17 protein-coding genes are annotated in these 24,062 nt (G+C 57.1%); 8 read left to right on the forward strand and 9 right to left on the reverse strand.

Translation table 11 applies throughout. The features are described from left to right. Positions 1-199 precede the first annotated feature (199 nt). Entirely contained in the window at positions 200-1,603 is a 1,404-nt protein-coding gene (gene glnA, locus ACXAG1_RS12975) for a glutamate--ammonia ligase (RefSeq protein ID WP_475119913.1), read from the reverse strand. Positions 1,604-1,993: 390 nt separating this feature from the next. Between glnA and thiI the strand changes: the two genes are divergently transcribed. From thiI to ACXAG1_RS13005, 6 genes are all read left to right on the forward strand, one after another. After that, a complete protein-coding gene (gene thiI, locus ACXAG1_RS12980; RefSeq protein ID WP_475119914.1) occupies positions 1,994-3,460 on the forward strand; it encodes a tRNA uracil 4-sulfurtransferase ThiI in 1,467 nt (488 codons plus the stop codon). A 191-nt stretch (positions 3,461-3,651) separates the two neighbouring features. Then, positions 3,652-4,260, forward strand: a complete 609-nt coding sequence (locus tag ACXAG1_RS12985; protein WP_475091157.1) for a hypothetical protein — start codon at positions 3,652-3,654, stop codon at positions 4,258-4,260. Between the two features lie 133 nt (positions 4,261-4,393). Continuing rightward, positions 4,394-4,771 carry a VOC family protein gene (locus ACXAG1_RS12990; RefSeq protein ID WP_475091158.1) on the forward strand — a complete coding sequence of 126 codons (378 nt, stop codon included), beginning with the start codon at positions 4,394-4,396 and terminating at the stop codon, positions 4,769-4,771. 256 nt (positions 4,772-5,027) lie between these two features. Further along, on the forward strand, positions 5,028-6,836 hold the full coding sequence (gene typA / locus ACXAG1_RS12995) for a translational GTPase TypA (protein WP_475091159.1): 1,809 nt from the start codon (positions 5,028-5,030) through the stop codon (positions 6,834-6,836). Between the two features lie 182 nt (positions 6,837-7,018). Then, positions 7,019-11,395 carry an Lcl domain-containing protein gene (locus tag ACXAG1_RS13000; protein WP_475119915.1) on the forward strand — a complete coding sequence of 1,459 codons (4,377 nt, stop codon included), beginning with the start codon at positions 7,019-7,021 and terminating at the stop codon, positions 11,393-11,395. Positions 11,396-11,469: 74 nt separating this feature from the next. Next, positions 11,470-12,267 (forward strand): helix-turn-helix transcriptional regulator, encoded by a 798-nt coding sequence (locus ACXAG1_RS13005; protein ID WP_475091161.1) that lies wholly within the window; start codon positions 11,470-11,472, stop codon positions 12,265-12,267. 14 nt (positions 12,268-12,281) lie between these two features. On the opposite strand, the gene ACXAG1_RS13010 is transcribed toward ACXAG1_RS13005, so the two are convergent. The 3 genes from ACXAG1_RS13010 to ACXAG1_RS13020 form a co-directional block, all read right to left on the reverse strand. Then, complete coding sequence (locus ACXAG1_RS13010) at positions 12,282-12,848, reverse strand: glutathione S-transferase family protein (RefSeq protein WP_475119916.1); 567 nt, start codon at positions 12,846-12,848, stop codon at positions 12,282-12,284. Positions 12,849-12,975: 127 nt separating this feature from the next. Continuing rightward, positions 12,976-13,722, reverse strand: coding sequence for a VIT1/CCC1 transporter family protein (locus ACXAG1_RS13015; protein ID WP_475119917.1), 747 nt, complete (start codon positions 13,720-13,722; stop codon positions 12,976-12,978). A 31-nt stretch (positions 13,723-13,753) separates the two neighbouring features. Beyond that, complete coding sequence (locus ACXAG1_RS13020; protein WP_475119918.1) at positions 13,754-14,269, reverse strand: macro domain-containing protein; 516 nt, start codon at positions 14,267-14,269, stop codon at positions 13,754-13,756. Between the two features lie 108 nt (positions 14,270-14,377). On the opposite strand from ACXAG1_RS13020, the gene ACXAG1_RS13025 reads away from it, so the two are divergent. Continuing rightward, positions 14,378-15,469 carry a GGDEF domain-containing protein gene (locus tag ACXAG1_RS13025; protein WP_475091165.1) on the forward strand — a complete coding sequence of 364 codons (1,092 nt, stop codon included), beginning with the start codon at positions 14,378-14,380 and terminating at the stop codon, positions 15,467-15,469. Between the two features lie 30 nt (positions 15,470-15,499). Here ACXAG1_RS13025 and ACXAG1_RS13030 read toward each other — a convergent pair whose 3' ends face one another. Then, on the reverse strand, positions 15,500-15,889 hold the full coding sequence (locus ACXAG1_RS13030) for an acyl-CoA thioesterase (protein ID WP_475091166.1): 390 nt from the start codon (positions 15,887-15,889) through the stop codon (positions 15,500-15,502). 235 nt (positions 15,890-16,124) lie between these two features. Here ACXAG1_RS13030 and ACXAG1_RS13035 point away from each other — a divergent pair, with 235 nt between their 5' ends. Then, positions 16,125-17,804 carry an NAD-dependent malic enzyme gene (locus ACXAG1_RS13035; RefSeq protein WP_475119919.1) on the forward strand — a complete coding sequence of 560 codons (1,680 nt, stop codon included), beginning with the start codon at positions 16,125-16,127 and terminating at the stop codon, positions 17,802-17,804. A gap of 57 nt (positions 17,805-17,861) precedes the next feature. On the opposite strand, the gene ACXAG1_RS13040 is transcribed toward ACXAG1_RS13035, so the two are convergent. From ACXAG1_RS13040 to ACXAG1_RS13055, 4 genes are all read right to left on the reverse strand, one after another. Next, on the reverse strand, positions 17,862-19,748 hold the full coding sequence (locus tag ACXAG1_RS13040; RefSeq protein WP_475091168.1) for a DUF885 domain-containing protein: 1,887 nt from the start codon (positions 19,746-19,748) through the stop codon (positions 17,862-17,864). Between the two features lie 102 nt (positions 19,749-19,850). Continuing rightward, complete coding sequence (locus ACXAG1_RS13045) at positions 19,851-20,690, reverse strand: mechanosensitive ion channel family protein (protein ID WP_475119920.1); 840 nt, start codon at positions 20,688-20,690, stop codon at positions 19,851-19,853. 171 nt (positions 20,691-20,861) lie between these two features. Next, a complete protein-coding gene (locus tag ACXAG1_RS13050) occupies positions 20,862-21,872 on the reverse strand; it encodes an NAD-dependent epimerase/dehydratase family protein (protein ID WP_475119921.1) in 1,011 nt (336 codons plus the stop codon). Positions 21,873-21,920: 48 nt separating this feature from the next. After that, complete coding sequence (locus ACXAG1_RS13055; RefSeq protein WP_475119922.1) at positions 21,921-24,059, reverse strand: prolyl oligopeptidase family serine peptidase; 2,139 nt, start codon at positions 24,057-24,059, stop codon at positions 21,921-21,923. Positions 24,060-24,062 lie beyond the last annotated feature (3 nt).

A 24,062-nucleotide genomic window follows, 5' to 3' on the forward strand; every position in this document is an offset into this window, starting at 1 on the left:
TTCCGTTCTCTAAAGGCTAGTGTACTCGCGAACGATATAACCGCATAAATACTCCAGCCATATACCACCGAGTTCGGCGCATAAAAAAAGCCCACACCTGTCGGTATGGGCTTCTCGTCATCTTTGCACCTTCTCATCGGCCCTTCAAAAGAACCGGCGGGGGCGCAGAGATGATACCTGCTAATTGGCAGGACTTACATTAGCAAGAGTAGTAAAGCTCGAACTCAACCGGGTGCGTGGTCATCTGCAGACGCTGTACTTCTTCTTTCTTCAGTTCGATGTAGGCGTCGATGGCGTCGTCAGTGAATACACCACCTTCGGTCAGGAAGGCGCGGTCCTGATCCAGTGCTTCCAGGGCCTGATCCAGGCTGGCAGCAACGGTCGGGTACTCGGCCAGCTCTTCCGCCGGCAGGTCGTACAGGTCTTTGTCTGCAGCGTCGCCAGGGTGGATCTTGTTCTTCACGCCGTCGAGGCCAGCCATCAGCAGTGCAGCGAAGGCCAGGTACGGGTTGGCGGTCGGATCCGGGAAGCGGGTCTCGATACGCTTGCCTTTCGGGCTCGGCACGAACGGGATACGGATGGACGCAGAGCGGTTACGCGCGGAGTAGGCCAGGATTACCGGCGCTTCGAAGCCCGGAACCAGACGCTTGTAGGAGTTGGTAGACGCGTTACAGATCGCGTTCAGGGCGCGTGCGTGCTTGATGATACCGCCGATGTAGAACAGGGCAGTTTCAGACAGGCCAGCGTAGGCGTCGCCCGCGAACTGGTTTACGCCGTCCTTGCTGAAGGACTGGTGTACGTGCATACCGGAACCGTTGTCACCTACCAGCGGCTTGGGCATGAAGGTGGCGGTTTTGCCGTAAGCGTGCGCTACGTTGTGTACCGCGTACTTCAGGATCTGAACTTCGTCAGCCTTTTTGGTCAGGGTGTTGGCGCCAACGCCGATTTCACACTGGCCAGCGGTGCCCACTTCGTGGTGGTGTACTTCGATCTCCAGGCCCATGGCTTCCATGGCGGAACACATGGCGGCACGGATGTCGTGCAGGGAGTCGACCGGCGGAACCGGGAAGTAGCCGCCCTTAACGCCCGGGCGGTGACCCATGTTGCCTTCTGCGAAAGAGGCGCCGGAAGACCAGGCCGCTTCTTCAGAGTTGATTTTGTAGAAGGCGCCGCCCATTTCGGCACCCCAGGTGATGTCGTCGAATACGAAGAACTCGGGCTCCGGGCCCATCAGCACGGTGTCGCCCAGACCGGTGGACTTCAGGTATTCCTCGGCGCGCAGTGCGATGGAACGCGGGTCGCGCTCGTAGCCCTGACCGGTGATCGGGTCAACGATGTTACAGCGAATGATCACGGTCGCTTCGTCGGTGAACGGGTCAATGAACGAAGTTTCGTCATCCGGCATCAGGATCATGTCGGATTCGTTGATGCCCTTCCAGCCAGCGATGGAAGAACCATCGAACATCTTGCCTTCTTCGAAGAACTCACCGTCAACTTCCTTAGACGGAATGGAAACGTGTTGTTCCTTACCTTTGGTATCGGTGAAGCGCAGGTCTACCCATTTGGCTTCGCTCTCTTTGATCAGGTCGAGCGTCTTTGACATTACAGTCCTCCAAGAATGAAAAGTTATGTTCGCGCCGATTCGCTTTATCTTGTGGCAACAGTAAAAGCAAAGAGTGTGCCAAATTGGGGCAAACCGGTAACAAAGTGATTCGGGTCGTAAGAAATGGCCACCCGGGGGAGCAATCGGGTGCAAAACAACCAAACCCCACGGCTTTTTGAGCGCCAGCACTCCCTCTCGGATCACGATAGTCCCAATATTGGTGCTCTCAAACCTCTATTTGCACTATTTTGGGGCCGAAAGGTCACAGTAGGCACCAACTTGGTGCCACAAGCAAATTCCTGATAGCGAGTTTATAATTCGCCACCTTTTCCGGGAAGCCGACAAACGGGCTCCTGGCCTCCAATTCAACCGCGGTTCCGGCACACGTCTATGCACTTCGTCGTCAAGTTTTTCCCAGAGATCACCATCAAGAGCAACCCCGTGCGCAAGCGCATGTCGCGCCAGCTCGCCGATAACCTGCGCAAGCTGATGCGCCAGCTGGATGACCGTATCAAGGTGCAGAAAGACTGGGAGAAAATCGATGTGATCGCGCCAGATGCAGTATCCCACCTTTCCGACCGTATCGAAGAGGTACTGGCGCACACCCCGGGCATCGCCAACTTTGCCCGGGTACAACAGTTTCCCCTCGGTGATCTGGACGATATCTACCAGAAGACACTGGCCATCTGGGGACCACAGCTCGCGGGTAAAACCTTCTGCGTGCGGGTAAAGCGCACCGGCAAGCACGACTTCCAGTCCCTCGACGTGGAACAGTATGTGGGCGGCGGCCTGAACACTAATACCCAAGCCGCCGGGGTAAAACTGAAAAACCCGGATATCACCGTCAAGCTGGAAGTCCGCCACGACAAGCTGAACGTGATCGAGGAGCTGCACCAGGGCCTCGGCGGCTTCCCGCTGGGCACACAGGACCCGGTGATATCGCTGGTGTCCGGTGGCTTTGACTCCACCGTGGCCAGCTACCTCACCATCAAGCGAGGTATCCGTACTCACTTTCTGTTCTTCAACCTGGGCGGGCGCCAGCATGAACTGGGGGTAAAAGAAGTCGCCTTCTACCTGTGGGACAAATACGGCGCCTCTCACCGGGTAAAATTTATCACCATTCCGTTCGATGAAGTGGTCGCAGAAATCCTGGAACAGGTGGACGACTCCTATATGGGTGTGACGCTCAAGCGCATGATGTTGCGCGCGGGCTCCATCATTGCCAAGGAGCTGGAAGTGGATGCACTGGTCACCGGTGAAGCCATCGCCCAGGTATCCAGCCAGACCCTGAAAAACCTGTCGGTGATCGACAGCGTCACCGATACCCTGGTACTTCGCCCGCTAATCACCTCGGACAAGACCGACATCATCCGCACCGCGCGCGAGATCGGCACCGAGGAATTTGCCGCAAATATGCCGGAATACTGCGGCGTGATCTCGGTAAAACCCACCACCCGCGCAAAAATGGAAAAGATCGAACACGAGGAAACCCGCTTCGACTTCACCGTCCTCGACCGCGCCATCGGCAACCGGGTGATGCAGAATATCGATCAGGTGATGGACGACCTCGGCGAGGATGCACCGCCGGTGGATATTTTCAGCGAGCCCGGCGATGCCATCATCATCGACATCCGCCATCCCACCGAAGAAGAAGTGAACCCGTTGGAGCTGGAAAATGCAGAAGTGGAAACCATCCCCTTCTATCGTCTCAGCACCGCCTTCCAGAAACTGGATAAGGAAAAGCAGTACCTGTTGTACTGCGCGCGCGGGGTAATGAGCCAGTTACATGCTTCGCATCTGCTGGATGAGGGTTATCGGAATGTGGGGGTTTTTCGGCCGCAGAAGCTCAAGAAGTAGGTCGTGCATATTCCAAACGCAAAAAATGCGCCACTTGAAAGACCGCTCCCTACAACAACCAGGCACATACAATCACAAACTGCTGCAGACAAACAATTCACCCTGCCTCAATTTATTTTGTCAGCTGTTTCTTTCTAATGCTGCATAGAGTCGTGCACTATTAGCTTAGATAAAAACCAGAGGGAATTGACATGCCACAAGCACGACCGCAGTACTATATAAATCCATTTTTGCAAAATATTGATAACGTTCTTGCAACGAGTCTCACCAAATACAGGTTGAAAACCAATTGCACAACTGTAGATACCACAGCGTGGCACTGTCTTAACAACGTGGAGAGGGAGGCAACAGTCCTGATCAGTGGGCACGGTGCGCAAGCTGGCTTTAACCAACCTGTCAGTGGAATTAGCAATGGCCTGCGTGGTGAGCAACGGATTTATTGCAGCCCCGCTCAGCTCGCAAACTGGCTGCATAGTTTCTGGGCCCTGCCTGTATCTCACGTGAAAATTCGCTTGCTGGGATGTGAACTGAACCATGTCGCTCAACAGTTGGCGATAGAACTCGGTCATTTGGGTTATGTAGACATTGTGGTGGGAGGGTATATTGACTCTGTGATATATGATGGATTCGACGCGCAAACCGGTCGGGGCTCTGCATACTCTTTGGTTGACCTAAACACTGATAAAAAACTTTTTCACAAATCTGCGCTAGCGGCAGCAGGAGTAGAGCGGTTAGAGTGGTACAACGCAAAAGGTAAAAAAGTGACCAAACCCTTTTTCGATAAAAGATTCACCGTATAGAGTTTTCAACAATACCCGGCCTAGTGACCTCGTAAACAGGAGGCCTGTACAGCCCCCATGGTTTATTTTCCTTTACGCCTCACAGTGCAGGGCATGTATACCGCCCTTACATATAATGCAAAAAGGACTAAAGATGTTCAGCCACATCATGCTCGGCGCCAACGATATCCAGGAATCCAAAGCCTTTTACGATGCCATCCTCGGCGAGCTCGGCTACAAGCCCGGTGTTATCGATCAAAAAGGCCGCTGCTTTTACTTCACCGACACCGGGGTATTTGCGATTACCAAACCCATCGACGGCCAACCGGCGAGCTGTGGCAATGGCAGTACCATCGGCTTTGCGGTGGAGAGCCCGGAACAGGCCGACCGCTGGCACGCAACCGGTCTCGCCAACGGCGGCGCTCCCTGCGAGGACCCGCCCGGGGTACGTGAGGGCGGCGGCTTGAAGCTGTATCTGGCCTACCTGCGTGACCCGGCGGGCAACAAAATCTGTGCGATGCGCCGCCTGTAAAGTCTGAATTCCACGGATAAGTGCACCGGTTTACCCGCTTCAAACCGCCTTTCCAGCCGGGCCAGGGCCCGGCAGCCCTCAAAACCGCACAAATTTCCGCCAATCCGACTCCCAATTGCCACACTTCACCTCTATAATGCGCGCGCTTTGGCCGGATAGCCGCTGTTTTACCTCTCAGCCCAGCCCCCGCCTGACCTAATTCTCTGGTGCGACCCACTGGTCGCACCCAATCACGCATTACGCCCAGAGGCCCCCAGTGATAGACAATCTTCGCAATATCGCGATCATCGCCCACGTTGACCACGGCAAGACCACCCTGGTGGACAAGCTGCTGCAGCAGTCCGGCACCCTCGACCGCCGCAGCGCCGACTCCGAGCGCGTGATGGACTCCAACGATCAGGAAAAAGAGCGCGGTATTACCATCCTCGCCAAGAACACCGCGATCCGCTGGAACGACTACCGTATCAACATCGTGGACACCCCCGGGCACGCCGACTTCGGCGGTGAGGTAGAGCGCGTACTGTCCATGGTGGACTCTGTACTGCTGCTCGTAGACGCGGTAGACGGCCCCATGCCGCAGACCCGCTTCGTCACCTCCAAGGCCTTCGAGCAGGGCCTGAACCCGATCGTGGTCATCAACAAGATCGACCGTCCGGGCGCCCGTCCGGACTGGGTAATGGACCAGGTGTTCGACCTGTTCGACAGCCTCGGCGCTACCGAAGAGCAGCTGGACTTCCCGGTGATCTACGCCTCCGCCCTGAACGGCATCGCCGGTCTGGACGAAACCGATATGGCGGACGACATGACTCCGCTGTTCCAGATGATCGTCGACAAGGTCAAGCCGCCGCAGGTGGACAGCGACGGTCCTTTCCAGATGCAGGTTTCCGCACTGGACTACAACAGCTACGTGGGCGTGATCGGTGTTGGCCGTATCACCCGCGGCACCCTGAAGCCGAACCAGCAGGTAGTGATCCTCGACCGCGACGAAAAGTCGCGCAAGGCGAAGGTCCTGCAGGTCATGGGTTACCTCGGCCTGGAACGCGTGGAAGTGGAACAGGCCAGCGCCGGCGACATCGTGTGTATCACCGGTGTGGGCGAGCTGAACATTTCCGATACCCTGTGCCACCCGGACCACCCGGAAGCACTGCCGGCACTGTCTGTGGACGAGCCCACCGTGAGCATGACCTTCCAGGTGAACGATTCCCCGTTCGCCGGTAAAGAAGGTAAGTACGTGACCTCGCGCAACATCAAGGACCGCCTGGACCAGGAGCTGATCCACAACGTGGCACTGCGTGTGGAGCAGGGCGATTCCCCGGACAAGTTCAAGGTATCCGGCCGCGGTGAACTGCACCTGTCGGTGCTGATCGAATCCATGCGCCGCGAAGGCTTCGAGCTGGGTGTATCCCGCCCGGAAGTGGTACAGAAAGAAGTCGACGGCGAGATCCACGAGCCCTACGAGCAGGTGGTGATCGACGTTGAAGAGCAGCACCAGGGTCCGATTATGGAAGAGCTGGGTCTGCGCAAGGCCGACCTCACCAATATGGAACCGGACGGCAAGGGCCGAGTGCGCCTGACCTTCATTGTACCGTCCCGCGGCATGATCGGTTTCCGCAACCAGTTCCTGACCATCACCAGTGGTTCCGGCATCATGACCAGCATCTTCGACCACTACGGTCCGGTGAAGCTGGGTGATGTGGCCAAGCGCATCAACGGCGTACTGGTGTCCATGACCAAGGGCAAAACCCTGGCCTACGGCCTGTTCGCCCTGCAAGACCGCGGCCGCCTGTTTATGGGCCACGGTGAGGAAGTGTACGAAGGCCAGGTCATCGGCATTCACTCCCGCGGTAACGACCTGGTGGTAAACCCCACCAAGGCCAAGCAGCTCACCAACGTGCGCGCTTCCGGTACCGACGACGCGCTGACCCTGTCACCGCCCATCCGCCACACCCTGGAGCAGGCACTGGAATTCATCGAAGACGATGAGCTGGTGGAAGTGACTCCGGAAAGCATCCGGATTCGCAAAAAGATCCTGCAGGAAAATATGCGCAAGCGCGCGAAGAAGTAATTCTTCGCAATCAAATAAAAAACGGGGCCATTGGCCCCGTTTTTTATTTGCCGCCAATGTATTTTAAACTCCACATTCCCGCTTATTCCCCACGCAGTACCTGAATAGGGAATGGACACTTCGCGACCATCTGATAGTTTCCCGCCGAAAAGTATCGCTAGATATATAAATTTGGGGAACGCATGTTCATTCGCAATTGCCTTGTTCTACTCCTGTTGGTCCTGACGCTGCCCGCCTGTGATCGCGGGCTGAACTTCGACAGCCGCCGGTATCTGCCTCCACCGACATCCGACTCTTCTCCGGAAGCACCTGATGACGGCGAGGAAGACGCAGCGGAAGACGACGAGGAAGACCAACAGGAAGGGGAGGGCGATCAGGAAGAAGCCCCTGGAGAAGAACAGAAGGAGGATCCGGTCGAGGAGGATATCCCGCCTTCCCAGCCCGCGAATCTGATCAAGCTCACCGCCAGTGGCGCCCCCTTACAAACCCAGACCGAGCCCTGGAGTGATACCGGCAGTGAAACGGAAGGCACTCAATGGGCCTGTATTGAAGACCGCGAAAGCGGGCTGGTGTGGGAGGTAAAGCGCCCCGGCTCTGGCCATCACCATGCCGCCGACAGCAGTTTCAGCTGGTTCGACCCAGAAAGTGATACCAACAGTGATGCCAACGGCCAGGGGCAGTGCTACGTCGACGGAACTCTCACCAGTGGTGCCGACTGCAACAGCCGCGCATTCGCAGATCGCGTTCGCGCGGAAGGGCTGTGTGGCCGCAGCAACTGGCGGGTTCCCAGTGCGGATGAACTGCACACTCTGGTGGAGCAACAGGCCGCAGGACAATACCACCACACAGGTATCGGGGTATTCCCCAGCGTGGAGGCCAAAGGAGGCACCCCCTATTGGAGCGCCGACAGCGCCGACGCACAGACCGCCTGGGCTCTGGACTTTGCCAGTGGCGAGGCCGTCGCGACAGTCCCATCGACCGCATTGAACCTGCGGCTGGTCAGTACGAATCAGGTTCCCCAGGCAAACGCCCAACGGGTGGACCGTGCGGTGGAAGAAATTCCCAGCACCGATGCCGGTGATCAGTACGTTGTCAGCGTCACCCTTACCGGAGAAGACCCCGAAAGCGACGAACTAACCTACTCACTGGCCACCGCACCAACAAATGGTGTACTTGTTGGCGATCCACCCCATCTTGAGTATCGCGCCGCACTCGACTTTACCGGAGAAGACGAGTTTACCTTTACCGTCAGCGACAACTACCAGACCTCCGCGCCCGCCACCGTAACCATCGCGATAGCGCCCGGAGTCAGCAGCGATCCGGTAAACCCCACCGCGCTGACACCGGAGCAGCTCAGCGGCGACAAACCTCAGTCTTTTATCCTCAAGGACCTCAAACCCGACGATGGTCAGGTAAACGGATACTGGCAGATCGCGCTGCCGCAGAACAACGATCTTATGCGCGACCTGTATTACACCGTGCGGCTTCACGGTTCGCGCTCTGATCAGCCTTCCCCATTCCGCTTGGGACTTTTTGAATCACCAGAGTTTGCCGGCGCGCCGGTTTACGAGGTTACCGCCTCCGGAGAACTGCAGCTGAAAGCCGCACACCACAGCGAAAAAAACCTGTACCTAAGCATTTTCGCAGATGTCGATACACCTGCACCGGTGTATTTTGAAATTAACGGTTCCCGTCATCTTCAGGAAAATACCCTGCATCAATACTGTGAGAAATTCGAGCACCCTGAGCTTTTGCCCGATGTACTGTGCAATGGGGATACGACGTGGGAAATCAGTTGCGACGACGATTCCTGTAGCGCGGTCAATTACTCGGAGTCGGTAGATCTCAAGTTCGAGTGCGCCTATCGAGACTCGCCAGAACCCGGGCAGGTTATGCGCTGCCACGCCTACGAAGCTTCCAGTAATGAATTCCTGTATGAGATATGCCCGGCACCCCATGATTGCCTGATCCCTCCTGAGGATCCGCAGGATCCAGATCCCGTCGACCCCGAAGACCCTATAGCTCCGGGAGAGGCACACCTGGTGAAGCTTGGCGCCGACGGTTTACCACTGGCAGTGCAAAACCTCGCCTGGAGTGACTCGGGCAGTGAAGCCGACGGCAGCCAGTGGGCCTGTGTGCAAGACACCACTACCGGTCTGGTCTGGGAGGTCAAACAGCCCGGCGTTGAAGAGGGGCTACACGCTGTCGCGAGCACCTTCAGCTGGCACAATCCAGACAGTGAAACCCTGAGCAAGGGCACAGGTGTAGGGCAATGCAATGTAGACGGGAACTTGACCGGCGGATCCGACTGCAACACCCGCGCTTTTGCCGAGCGCACCCAAGAGGAAAACCTGTGTGGTTTAAACGACTGGCGTGTTCCAGGTAAGGATGAACTGGCAACTCTGTTCAGCCAGGATGACAATGGCAGCGGCCAGCATATTGGTGCGTCCGAATTTCCCGGGCTAAACGAGGTGCCCGGATCGCAGTACTGGAGCAATGACGGCGGCGACAAATGGCACGCCCAGGCATTGGACTTTAGCACCGGACAGGCCGTACTCAGGAAAACCCACGAAGCCCTGAAACTCCGCCTTGTCAGCGGCAATCAGGCACCGGTAGCAATTCATCAACACTTAGGCACGACGCCAATCGACGAATACTTTGGTTTTGGTCAGCTGGATATAACCCTCACCGGTAAAGATCCCGAGGGTAACGAGCTGACCTATACCGTGGTTTCTGACCCGCAACGTGGAGAACTGAAGGGCACTCCACCGAATCTGGAATATTCCTACCGTGGACAAAGTGGTGAGGACAGCTTCAGTTTTACAGTAAGTGATGGCCACTACACCTCAGAGCCGGCTACAGTGAGGATCAGTATTGGGGCGATGATCAGCACTAACCCGGCGACCCCAACACCGGTCGACCTCAGTGAACTGGTTACAGGCTCACCCGTACTTGCGGGACCACCTGTTCAGCCCTTCCTGCTGGAAGACATCATTGCCAACGACGGTCAGGTACAGGGCTACCTGAGTATCCGGGTGCCAGCGAACCCCATTCTCAAGCAGGACCTCCGGTTTCTACTGACAGCGCAAAATATCCGTTCAGAATACGCTACCCACTACACCTTCGATCTGTTCACCGAAGCTGACTTTTCAGGCGCTCCGCTAACACAGGCCACCGCCAGCGACGGAGCATCTTTCGAAGCGGCAATCCGCGAGGAAAAAACGCTGTATGTCCGACTGCGGGCAAGCTTCGACGAAAAGGGACCTGTTTATCTAGAGCTGGCAGGCAGTAGTGAGGCGCAGAAAAATCGGCTAGATCACTACTGTCGTGAATATGAGTATCCAGAATTGGTCCCCTACAATCTGTGCAACTGGGAGTTTGGCTGGGATATCGGATGTGATGAAGAGCGATGTATTGCGGTCAACAGCGCCCCGGAGGTCGACCTTAAATACGAGTGCGATTACCGGTTCGCCAGTCTCGACTCGAAAATCATGCGTTGTCGTGCTTACACAAGTTCAACGGGTAGATTCCTGCACGAAATATGCCCGGAGCCACACCGCTGCCTAAGAACATTTCCCGATCCGCCCGACACGGTGCCTCCAATCACTATTCCAGATCCAATCGAGATTACCTTTAATACGCCGGGCATCGTGGTTGAAGTGCCCCAAACTCCGGCCTACGGCGTCAATCTTGATTGGCCACGATTACGTCGCGTGATTGAAAGCCCCACCAGCCAGCAGATAATCAATGATTTTCTGGCAAGTTTTCACAACAGTTTGGAATCTGGCGCCGCCGAAACTCCCGAACTTGGGCCGCTGTTGGAATATATCGATGCACCGCTCGGCTCAGAAGAGCCTCCCGCTGAAATTTTTACACAATTGATAGAAGACACCCGCAGCGGAAGTGAAATTGCAGGTGCCATTCTGCTGGCCACCATGAATAACCTGATGTTTGAGCTTGCCAAACAGGATCACACCGTGCTAAACAATGACGAAATCTGGCTACTGACCATCCTTATGGCGCATATCAATGATCGTCGGGCGCTGCTGGTAACTACCGGCGAACAGAAACTGGAGGAATATTTCAACAATATTAACTGCATCAGTTTTAGTTGCCTGTTTACCACCGCAGGCTTTCCCGATGTCATTCTGACATCCATTTCTGAAACAGATGCCGATCTCGCCGCACTGGGAACCGCTGGGGGAACGGCGGTAATCACTGGCGCCGGCACCTATTTCGCCGCTACATCCTCCGCGGTACTGGCTGTGGTCCTTCCCCATGGTGGCGCAGCAATTGCCAGCGGGGCCGCGATTGCAACGGCCGCCAGCCTGGCAGCGTTACCGGTCGCGGTTATCGGTATCGCCGTGATTTCCACCGTCATGACGGTTTCAAATTTCATGGAAGCGAATGACAACAGGGCGGCCTACGACACCTTCATTTCAGAAAACCTCGAGCGCTTCGAAACCGTGGAGACCTTTACCAGCACCGAACATAGCGACCGTGTTCAGGGTGAAATTCTGAATGCCTCCATTAAAATGATTGACGAAATGTTCCGATAAACCCAACCTGTTCCCTGTGCTAAATTAGCCGGCTGACTCTCCGAATAGCCAATTCCTACACAGGGAACAGGACTGTGACATCGACTTTATCTATTGAAGCTGGCAAGCAGCGGATCTGGGATCACCTCGCTGAATTTCCCGCGTCCCGGTTTCCCACTGAAGGGTTGCACTTTCTCCTCGAATCCATCAGCACCCTGATCGGCGCCGACCACGGTTACTGGCTGAGTGCGGTGTGCCTGGAGCACCTGAATCCCGAGCGGGACTACATGCTCGGGTGGCGCCCGGGGCCGGTGTTTTTTTACCGGGAGCTGCCCTCTGATCGCCAGCTGCACAAGCACTACACCAGAGAGGTGACGGCGGGGAAATATGAAGTGGATGAGAGTACCCTCAATCACATTCGCCAGGCGGGTCAATTTCGCGGCACACTGATGCGCGATCACGTATCTGCAGCCTTCTACGACACCGCGCACTACCAAGAATTTTATCGGGAAAAGCGAGTGACCGATACGCTGTTTGTGGTAGCGCCTTCTGGCGGGGATGCGGAATCTTACTACTGTTTCAATCGAATGGATGGTGAGCCACCTTTTGCAATGGCAGACTTGCTGCTGGCGATGGAAATACTGCGCCCCCTCGGCTGGTTCCATCGCAAGCTGCTACTGGTCCACGGCCTGCTGGTAGCGGAAAACCCAGTGACCCCCACTGAGAAGAAAGTGCTGCACTGGCTCCTGACCGACCTGACGGAAAAAGAGATTTCCTCCAGACTCGACCTGAAGCCAGACACCACCCACAAGCACGTAATGAATATCTACCGCAAATTCAATGTCACCAGCCGCGCAGCGCTAATGGCGCTGTGGCTGGGACACAACGGCTGAACCTCCCTTCCCCCCTAGGCGGAAGGGGGAGCTGTCTTGGCAAAGGCGGCATCGTTACCGGCAATGGCCAGTAGCTGCTGCAGATTTTTGTGGTCATCGATGGAGAAGCGATTGCGGAACACACCCCAGGCCACGCCGACGGCTACACGATAATCCGCATCGTTCATTTTCCCCGACTCTGGCAGTGGCGCCGAATCCAGCTCACTGAGAATTCGCTCTACCCGAGCCTGCTGGCGACGGGTGTAGACATTTTCCTCGATATCCAGACCGCTGCGCTCCAGCAGGAACAGGTTGATTGCCGTATCCAATAGCGTATTGGCAAGGCAATAGCGGTCCATATCCTGTGCACTTGAAATAAAGACCCCTCCGGATTTCTCACGTACGTACTGAACGATAGAAGTGGAATCCGTCAGTTTTACCTCGCCGTCTTCCAGAAAGGGGACACGCATGGTGGGGGTATCCGGATTTTGGCTGCTGTGGATATCCAGCTCTACCATTTCCCAATCGAGGCCAGATTGCATAAGCGCCAAGCGGCAGTGGCGAACAAATGGTGAGGTCAGGCTGCCGAAAAGTTCTATCACGTGGCTGCTCCCTTGTTTTAGCTGTTTTCGCTTGCCATCCGCACACGCTGGCTGATGGACTGACGCCAGTATACAGGCGCGGGCAACCAGGCACAGTCGCGGCGAGAGTAACCAGTCACACCAGTGGCTACACCAGTGCGCCCAACAATTTGCCGACAAAATAGGCCACCGCGGCGGCGAAGATACCTAGGGCAAAGGTGCGTATTCCGGCGCGCAGCAGCGAGCTGCTGTGTACCCAGCCTTTCACCAGGCCGATCAGGAAAAATACCAACGCCGCCAGCAAGGTACTCAACAGAAATTGCCGCGGCATGGATAATCCACGGAACAGGAAAGGCAGCAGAGGCACCATGCCCACGGCAACAAAGGAGCCAAAGGTCCAGCAGGCAGATGCCAGAGGGTTCGGTGGGATGTCGGACAGGCCGTACTCCTCTCGCAGCATGGTCTCTATCCACAGTGTGCGGTTGGCGGTAACGGTGCTGACGATATTTTCCAGGTTCTCGCCGCTGAACCCCTTTCTGGCGAAAATCTGGCGAACTTCTTCCACCTCCCCCTCCGGTACCAGACGAATATGCTGCTCTTCCGTGCGCCGCGCGTGTTCTACCTCGGCCTTCTGCGCATTGACCGCTTCATAATTACTCACCGCCATGCTGACACCGTCCGCCAGCAGGTTTGCGGCGCCCATAACGAGCACCACTACCGGCGAAAAGCCGGCGCCAAAGGCACCGGACACAATGGCAAAGGTCGTTATGCAGCCATCAATGGCACCGAGTACCGCGTCTGACAAGTGACTGGGTGCCGGTGGTTGATCGAGCCGGCGGGCGATATTGCCCGGAAGGTGATCGCGTAGCAGTTGCCGCCGACCCGGGTTTGGCATGGCCTTTACTCCTGTGCTTCCTCGACAAGTATTATCCGAAAAAGCGCTGATCCACCTTTTGCCAGGTTGCCAGGGCCGTCGGGGAATGGAGGCACACTGTCAGCAGGGAAAAGTCACCCAGCGCTTCGCGCAAAACCTCCAGCCCCTGGTGAGCAGCGATTTCATGAGGGAATCGATTGGTGCCGGCTCCCAGGGCCGGGAACAGCAGGCGCTGCAGGTTTCCCTCTCGCGCCAGTGCCAGCACGCTCTCGTAGCACGCTCGCAACTGCGCCACCCCCTTAGCCCCCCACTGGTCACCACTGCTCCACTGAGGCGTGACTGTATGGATCAGATAGTTCACCGCCAGATTGGGCGCGCTGGTGATCCGCGCTTCGCCCACCGGGCATTCTGGCAGCTGCGAGCACTCACTCACCAGCGCCTCGCCGGCCTGCTCGAAGACCTGTTCCGACAGCCCCCGCCCTCGAATCAGGTGTTTATGCGCCGGGCACACCAGCGCATCCGCCTTCAGAGTGAGAACATCATCACAAATTAGTTGCAGCTTTCCCATGGGCCTCTCCGCGCCTAAGGCATTCGCCATTACTATAGCCCGCTCGACCCCCGCTACCGGCGGGACAAAGGGCTGATGGACCAGGCCACCTAGAAAAACGACAAAATCATGGATATCACCACACCACAAGTTCCGACCGGAAGCTCAGATCCGGTCACTCAAGCTCGCACCCTGGAACTGCGCCGGCGCATCCAGGCATCCGGCTATATGCTGATCTTCGCCCTTGCCATCACCGGTGCCATGGGTGTCATCGCACTGATGGCCGCGGACCTGTTTCTGTCCGCCAGCCTGTTCGCCGTGGCCGGCGTGATTCTGCTGTCCTACGTGGGCGTCAATATCGCCGGCCCCAGCAGCAAGACACCGCTTCTGGTGGGTGCTCTGTTGCTGGTGTTGTATTTCTACCTGTTGCTGTCCGGCGGAGTGAACAACACCGGCCTGATGTGGGCGGTGATGCTGGTGCCCGGGTTTATCAATCTGTACGGCTACAAATGGGGCACGGTCACGCTCGCCGGCATCGGCGGCGCCACCGCGCTGATTCTGTTTTACCCGGATTTCCCCGGCCTGCTGGCGAGCTACGACACCGCCCACCGCGCGCGCTTCATCGCCGTATTCGGTGCACTGACGGCGCTCACCGCGATTCTCGACAGCAGCCGCCACCAGACCCAGCAGATGCTGCACAAGCTCACCGCGGAGCTTGAGAGCCATGCCAGCACCGATGCGCTGACCGGGCTGGCAAACCGCCGCGAGGCCTACCGCGCCATCGACGAACTCGAGCGCCGCAACCGTGAACTGGCAGGGCGCTACACCGTGCTGATCGGTGATCTGGACAGCTTCAAGGCAATCAACGATACCTTTGGCCACGGCTTTGGTGATCAGGTACTGCGGGATGTGGCGGAGGTGCTGCGCAACAACACCCGCGCCGATGACATAGTCGCGCGCTGGGGCGGGGAGGAGTTTCTGATTCTGCTGCCCAATACCGATGTGCAGGGTGGCGGTATCCTCGCCGAAAAGCTACGCCACAAGGTGGAAGCACTGAGTGCGCGCTACGAGGAAGAGGTGAGTATTTCCATCAGCTTCGGCGTTGCCGAAGGTGGCACCAACGCCGCTCTCACAAGTGGTCAGAGCCAGCTGCTGGCGGAGGCGGATTCGCGGCTTTATCGCGCCAAGGGCGCGGGCCGCAACCAGGTGATCAGCGCCTGACGGCCAATGATCACCTGATTCGGTTAGCCGTCACACCAAATGCTGCAACAGCTTCTCTTTCACCTCCGGCGGAATCGGCGCTTTGGCCTGCTGCTCGTAGTCAAAGTGCACCATCACACAGTCTCCCTGCGCCACCAGCTGATCCTTTTGCCACACCTCTTGGTGAATGGTCATCGAGGTATTACCCACCGCACTCAGGCTGGTGCGAATCTCTACCGGTGAGTAGAGGTAAATCTGTGCGACAAAATCCACATCCATTTTTTTCAGGATGAGATTCCACTGATTGAGGTTCAGATTCGGGTTGAACAGCTGAAAAATTGGCGTGCGTCCCTGCTCGAACCACACGGGTACCACTGTATTGTTGATATGCCCCAGGGCATCGGTCTCGCTGAAGCGCGGCTCTATCTGGTAAGTGAACATCGAATTTTTCTCTCGCCTAATCGAAATAAAAGCGCCAGCGCAGATTTAATCAGCTGGCGGGTCCAGCATCCAGATATCATCGGCCATAAATTGCGGATACCCCGGACTATTGTTTGCATTTGCAATCTAGTGCGGCATATCTGGTCAAGTGCGCGTAAAATCTGCGCCGAAATCCGCTACGCTGTGTTTTTGGTCCACATCCAGTCTGCAGCACACAACAGACCAGAATCGATTTATGAGTCAAAAAGATAAACGTCCCCTGTATATTCCCCACGCCGGCCCCTCCCTGCTGGAAATCCCGCTGCTCAACAAGGGCAGTGCCTTTACCCTGCAGGAGCGCATTGAATTCAACCTGATCGGCCTGCTGCCCACCAATGTGGAAACCATCAGTGAACAGGTGCGCCGCGCCTATCACCAGTACCAGCAGTGCAATACCGACCTCGAGCGCCACATCTACCTGCGCGCCATTCAGGACGACAACGAGACGCTGTTCTTCCGCCTGATCGAGCAGCACATCGAGGAGATGCTGCCGATCATCTACACCCCGACGGTGGGGGCCGCCTGCGAAGAGTTCTCCAATATCTACCGCAACCACCGCGGCCTGTTTGTGTCCTACGCGGACCGCAAGCATATGGACGATATTCTGCGCAGCGCGACCAAACAGAATGTAAAAGTCATTGTGGTTACCGACGGCGAACGGATCCTCGGTCTCGGCGACCAGGGCATCGGCGGTATGGGAATTCCCATCGGCAAACTGTCCCTGTACACCGCCTGTGGCGGCATCAGCCCGGCCTACACGCTGCCGGTGACGCTGGATGTGGGCACCAACAACCGCACCCTGCTGAATGACCCCATGTACATGGGCTGGCGCAACGAGCGTATCTCCCAGGAGGAGTACGACGAGTTTATCGAAGAGTTTATCGCCGCGGTAAAACGACGCTGGCCCAAGGTATTGATTCAGTTTGAGGATTTCGCCCAGACCAATGCCATGCCGATTCTGAACCGCTACCGCGACAAGGTGTGCTGCTTCAATGACGACATCCAGGGCACTGCTTCCGTGGCACTGGGCACCATGCTGGCGGCCTGCAAGGCGAAAGACGAGAAGCTCTCCAAACAGAAAGTGCTGGTAGTGGGCGCCGGCTCCGCCGGTTGTGGCATCGCCGAGCAGGTGGTGGCGGCGATGGTGAATGATGGCCTGAGCGACACCAACGCCCGCGAGCGTATCTTCATGTTCGACCGCTACGGCCTGGTCACCAATGACATGAAAGGCCTGCACGACTTCCAGGAAAAGCTTGCTCAGAGCACCGATAAATATCCGCAGGCGCCGGAGTGGGACCTGCAAACCCTGATCGAACAGGTGAAGCCCACGATACTGATCGGCGTATCTGGCCAGGGCGGCCTGTTTACCCAACCGGTAATCGAAGCGCTGCACAAGGGCTGCCAGCGCCCGCTGGTTATGCCGCTGTCAAACCCCACTTCCCGCGCAGAGGCAACCCCTCAGGAAGTACTGCAATGGACCCAGGGCGAAGCCATGGTGGCCACCGGCAGCCCGTTCGAGCCGGTTGAACTCAACGGCAAGCAGTATCCGATTGCCCAGTGCAACAACGTGTATATCTTCCCCGGTATCGGCCTCGGGGTCATCGCGGCCAACGCCAACCGGGTAACCGAAAATATGCTGATGGCGGCATCCAACGCGCTGGCAGAAAATGCGCCGGTGGTGCAGAAGGGCAGTGGCGCTCTGCTGCCGTCGCTATCGGATATCCGCGAAGTGGGCAAAGCCATCGCCATGGCGGTGGGACTGCAGGCACAGGAAGACGGCGTGGCCCCGGGTATCACCCGGGAAAAGCTGGAAAAGAATATCGAAAAGAATTTCTGGTCGCCCAACTATCGGCGCTACCGTCGCGTGGCATTCTGATTCACGGGCAAAAAAATAGCGGGCACCAGGCCCGCTATTTTTCGAATGCCGGATAGATCAGTTTTTTACGCTTTCTACCCAGGCATTCACCCGCTTCTCCAACAGCGGCAATGGCAGCGCGCCGCCACCAAGAACCGTGTCGTGGAAGGCGCGAATATCGAATTGATCGCCCAATTCTTTTTCTGCGTTCGCGCGCAGCTCTTCAATTTTCAGCATACCGATTTTGTAGGAAGTCGCCTGTCCGGGATAAGTCAGGTAACGACGTACCTCTGAGCGTACCGCGCCCTCCGGAATCGCAGAATTCTCCAGGAAGTACTCCACCGCCTGCTCCTGGCTCCAGCCTTTGGAGTGCATGCCGGTATCCACTACCAGGCGAATCGCACGCCACATTTCTGCGGTCAGGCGGCCAAAATCGCGATAGGGGTCTTTAAACTGTCCCATTTCCTTGGAAAGTTTTTCCGAGTACAGCGCCCAGCCTTCGATATACGGCGTGAAATGTGCCTGGGTACGGAATTGCGGAATATTTTCCAGCTCCTGGGCGATGGAAATCTGCATATGGTGACCAGGGTTACCCTCGTGATAGGTCACCGTCTCCATATCCGCCTTGGACAGCGCACTCATATCGGACATGTGCACGTAGTAAGTGCCCGGGCGGGAACCATCCGGCGTCGCTGACGAGTAGTGCTGTGCACCACCGGGAACTTCGCGGAAAGGTTCAACGCGTTTCACTACCAGATCCGCCTTGGGCAGGGTGCCAAAGTATTCCGGCAGCTTGGCTTCGATGTCGGCGAGGTAGCCTTCGACCTCTTCAAGATATTCCTTGCGACCCTCATCGGTGTTGGGGTAATAGAATTCGTCGTCGGTACGGATATAGGTAAAGAATTCCTGCAGGTCGCCGTCAAACTCTACCTGGTCCTTGATCGCTTCCATTTCCTTGCGGATACGTGCCACCTCCTCCAGGCCGAGCTGGTGCACCTCATCGGCAGTCATCGGCAGGGTGGTGTAATGGGCCAGGCGGTTGGCGTAGTAGTTGTTCCCGTCGGGCAGGCTGGAAACGCCTCGCGGCTCCTCGTCGGCGTTTACCCGGTCTTCCTTCAGCCACGCGATATAGGCATCGTAGGAAGGTTTCATTTTACTGGTCAGGGCTTCCGCGGCCTGTTCCTGTAATTCCTTCGCAGTGGCATCATCGATGGTGCCGGCCTCTTTCAGCGCCGCGATCTTTTTCTTCGCATCGGCCATCAGCGGCGCGTCTTCGCCATCGCTGAATGGTTGCCCCGTGGTGACTTTCTCGGCACGTTCGATGGCCAGATCATAGGCAAATTGCGGCGGGCGGATGCCTTTTTTCGCCGATCCCTGGGCACGTTCCAGCAGCTGGCCGAGGGCGGTGCTGATACCGCCGATACGCGCTATGTAATCGCGCATATCCTGTTCGGTTTCCACTTTGTGCTGGTTGATCATAAAGGTCGGCAGCTGGGCTTCCGGCCCACCCAGCTCACTGGCGAAGTAGCTGTGGTCTGCGAAGGGCTGGTTTGCCTTTTCCTGCTCGTATTGCTGAATCCACAGATCGTAGGACTCTTTGCCCTCGGTGGAGAGCTTGTCGTAATCAAACTGCTTTTTCATTTCCTCGACGGTCGCTTTCTTCCACGCCAGCTCGCGCTCGTCTGCGGCCTTGGTCATATCGTCGATCTTGCTGTACTGCTCCTTGCGGCCCAGGTAGCTGAGCTTGATCGGGCTGAACTGCAGTTCCTCTTCGAATTTGGCATCAAACCACTCGGTGAGACGCTTGGTTTCGTCCTGTTGATCTTCCGGTGTCGCCGGCAGCTGGGTAGCCTGCTCGCCGGTTTGTGCCGCAGTTGCCTGCTCAGACTGTTTCTTCGGGTCTTCATTCTGCTGGCAGCCGGCCGCAGCCGCTGCAATCACCAGACTCAGGAGCGCTTTGCGCATAATTTAGCCTCTCGTAAAAGCGTTTTAAGAATGTGGAATCGATCAGAATTCAACATCAGGGATGGGATATCGAATGTAACAATACCGATTCTTTGCAAAATATCAGCCGATTTTGGGCACTTTCTTCTCATCGCCATGGACGATGTGCAGTTCGCGCTGCGGGAAGGGAATGGAGAGGCCTTCGGCTTCCAGTGCCGGCTTGAGTTTCTTCATCAGTTCCCAGTACACGTCCCAGTATTCATCGGTCTTGGCCCAGGCACGCAGGTGCAGATTCACCGAGCTGTCCGCCAGTGCACGCACCGCGTAGGCAGGCTCCGGGTCAGTGAGAATCCGCGGCTCCTGTGCCACCAGATTGCGCAGTACGCGCATACCGGTTTCGATGTCATCGCCATAGGCGATACTGGCGATGATTTCGATCCGCCGGCTGGAATTACGGGTGAAATTGGTCAGAGTCTCGCCCCACACCTTGTCGTTGGGAGCGGAAATGCGCAACCCGTCCGGGGTGTCCATCTCTGTGGTAAACAGGCCGATCTTGCGGACTGTGCCGATGGTGCTGCCAAACTGAATGGTTTCACCTACGCGAAACGGACGCAGCCCCAAAAGCACAAATCCGGCGGCAATGCTTTGCAGGGTGTCTTTCAATGCGAGGCCCACCGCGAGACCGGCGGCACCCAGCAGCGCCACCAGCGAGGTGGTATTGGCACCGAAAATGTCCAGCACCACCAGGCCACCCACCACATAGGTGCCCCACACCGCGAGGGTTTCCAGTACCGGTACCAGAGTCTCATCGATACCGCGTTCGGTCAGACGGTTCACTGCGCGGGCGACGATTTTTGCCGCGATCCAGGTCACCAGCAGGGCCAGTATTGCCCAGAGTACGTTCAGGCCCACGTCCATCAACACTGGCCACAGCTGTTCCATTTGCGCTTTCAATCCGTCCACAGCGAAATCTCCCGATTCAAAATTCAGTGCGAAGCATAAGACAGGGAAGGCCCCGAGGGCTATGGGGCCCCGGAGAAGAAATAGTGCTGTACCAGCTGCAATACGAGCAGGGTGAGTACCAGAATAAAAATAAGATTTTGGCGATTCATAACCGATATCTGAAAATAATTGTCAACCTGAAGCGGGCAGAGTCAGCAGGCCTTCGGCTACCAGCCAGTCCCGGGATTCGCGCAGCATATCCGCAAGCGGCATCGCATTGCGATAGCCCAGTTCACGCTCCGCGCGGGTGGAGTCAGCCAGCGCACGACTGGTCAACATACTCGCCTTCTGTGGTGTTACCGCAGGTTCGCGGCCACTGATTCGGGATACCGCATCGGACACGGCAGCGATACCATGAATGAGCAGCGCGGGGGTGGTGCGCCGTGGGGCCGGCACTCCCACCAACTCGGCAATGGTGCGGAAGAACTCCAGAAAGCTCGCATCGGTGCCGGCGAGAATATAGTTCTCACCGCTGCGACCGCGGTGGAACGCCTCGATGTGCGCCCGCGCCACGGCACCCGCGTGGCAGAACGAACCGGCGCCAGGCGGCACCCCCGGCAACCTGTTATCCGCCAGCAGGAAAAAGGTCTGCGCCCAGCTGGACACATCGTACTTGCCCACAATGGCACAGGGGTTGAGAAGCACCGCGTCGAGACCGCGCGCAATCTCGTCACGCACCGCAAGCTCCGCGTGCAGTTTGGAATAGTGGTAGTGGTAACGGGGATTGGTGGCCAGTTGCGGACTGGCCTCGCTGATGACACCTTGCTGGTGGCCGTAGGCCGAGATGGAACTGGTGACGATCATGCGCCCCGGTTTGCTCTGGCGGGCAAAATGCTGCCGCACCGCCTGCGCGAGGTTGGCAGACCCCACCACGTTATCCTGCCACTGTTGCGCATCGCCACCACGCCACATACTGGTATTACCGGCGAGATGGAACACCGCATCCAGCTCCGCCGGCAAGGCATTTTGCAGGGACTCCAGACTGTCGAGAGAGGCCTGCACCGGAGTGGCCCCCAGCATCCGCAGACGCCGGGTGCTGGAGTCGGGACGGTGCATGGCGGTGACTTGCCAGCCATCGCCAATCAGCTGTTCGATCAGGTTGGCGCCGAGAAACCCGGTGCCACCGGTTACAAATGCGCGCATCGTGTCTTCCGATTCCGGGGCGCGGAATGCGCCCCTGGATAACAGAGACTACTTGATCTCCAGCCCCAATTCATGGGCAAGAAACGCATACTGGTTGGTAAAGTCTTCCACCTGCATCCACACCGGCTTGCCGGCACCGTGGCCCGCGCGGGTTTCCACTGCTAGATAGATCGGGTTGTCACAACCCTGGTCCCGCTGCAGTGCCGCGGCGAACTTGTAGCTGTGCCAGGGCACCACACGGTCATCGCGGTCCGCGGTAGTAATCAGAGTGGCCGGATAGCAGGTGCCCTTTTTGGTGTTGTGCACTGGGGAGTAGGCGTAGAGCGCTTTGAACTCGTCCTTGTTTTCCGACAGGCCATAGTCGCTCGACCACTGGCGCGCATTGGCCGAGGCCGTGTGATAACGCAGCATATCCAGCACGCCGACGATGGGCAGGGCTACCTTGAACAGTTCCGGGCGCTGTACTTCGGTGGCACCCACCAATAGCCCACCATTGGAGCGGCCCATGATGCCGAGCTTTTCCGGCGAGGTGATCTTTTCATCAATCAGCCATTGCGCCGCGCCGATAAAGTCATCAAACACATTCTGTTTCTGCAATTTGGTACCGGCCTTGTGCCAGTCGCCACCGTATTCACTGCCTCCGCGCAGGCTCACCATGGCAAAGGTACCGCCCATATCCAGCCAGCCGGCAAAGCGGGTGTAGAACTGGGGCAGCTGCGCCGCATTGAAGCCGCCGTAGCCGTACAGCAGCGTGGGATTTTCACCGTCTTTTTTCAGGCCTTTCTTGCTCACCAGGAACAGGGGCACACGGGTACCGTCTTTACTGGTGAAAAAGTGTTGGCTAACGGTGTAGCTGGAAAAGTCCGCCGGGTATTTCGGCGCTTTGACCTTTTCGCTTTTGCCACTGGCCACATCCAGCTTGTAAATGCTGGGCGGGGTCAGGAAATTGCTAAACGCATAGTAAGTTTCGCTGTCTTCCGGATCGCCGTAGAAGCCTTCCACGGTGCCCATACCGGGCAATTTCAGTTCGTACTGCTGCTTGCCATTCAGATCGGTTACCAGCACCTTAGATTTCGCATCCTCCAGGTAGTGCAGCACAAAGCGACCACCGATCAGACTGGCGCCCTGCAGGGCGTTTTTCTGCTCTGGCACCAGGGTTTTCCAGTGGGCTTTTTCCGGCTTGTCCAGATCGATGGCAACAATGCGACCATTGGTTGCGTCGGCATTGGTTTCGAAAAAGAACGTTTTGCCGTCGTTGCCGAGGAAGGTGTAGAGAGCGTCCCAGCCGTCCAGTAGTTTGACGACTTCGGCCTTGGGATCGGTCAGATCCTTGTAGTACACCCCGTTGCTGTCATAGCCATCGAAAATACCGAGGATCAGGTATTTGCCGTCATCACTGACTTCTGCGCCCGGGTTGCGGGTGGGATGATCGGTAATCTGGTAAACCAGCTGATCCTTGCTCTGGGGCTCGCCGATTTTATGGAAGTAGACGGAGACCTGCTTGCTGTCGTCGGCACTGCCGTCCTGGTTAAACGGGTAGCGGCTGTAGTAAAAACCAGACTCGTCCTTGGCCCAGCTGGCGCCGCTGAATTTGATCCCGGTCAGGCGATCCGGAATCAGGCGGCGCGTTTTCAGGTCGCGCACATGGTAATCGGTCCAGTCAGTACCGCCGTCGGAGGTACCATAGGCGAGGTAGCGGCCATTGGGGCTGACCGAATAACGTTTAGCCGCAATAGTGCCATCCTCACTGAGTGCGCGGGGATCCAGTACCACGCCGCCATCCTTATGGATATCGCGGGTGCAGTAAAAAACGCTCTGGTCCCAGGTACCATCGTTGTACTCGTAAAAAACCTGTCCCGCTTTCTTGTAAGGCACTCCGTACCGTTCGTACTGCCACAGCTCGGTAAGACGCTTGTTGATCTTGTCCCAACCGGGCAGTGCCTTGAGTTTGGGCAGCGAGAAGTCGTTCTGGGCGGTTACCCAGTCTTTAACCGGCTTGGATTCCTGGTCTTCGAGCCAGCGGTAGGGATCGCTGACGCTGGTGCCAAAGTAATCATCTTTCTGCGCGACGGTTGCGGTTTCGGGGTATTCCAGCGCGGGTTTATCGCTGTGCGCGGCGATGGCAGCCACTGCGGCCAGCACGGGAATGGCAGCTCCGGCTATGAGAGTCAAAGCGGTCTTGTTCATGGA

The sequence above is a fragment of the Microbulbifer sp. ABE4_465 genome, assembly GCF_056160765.1.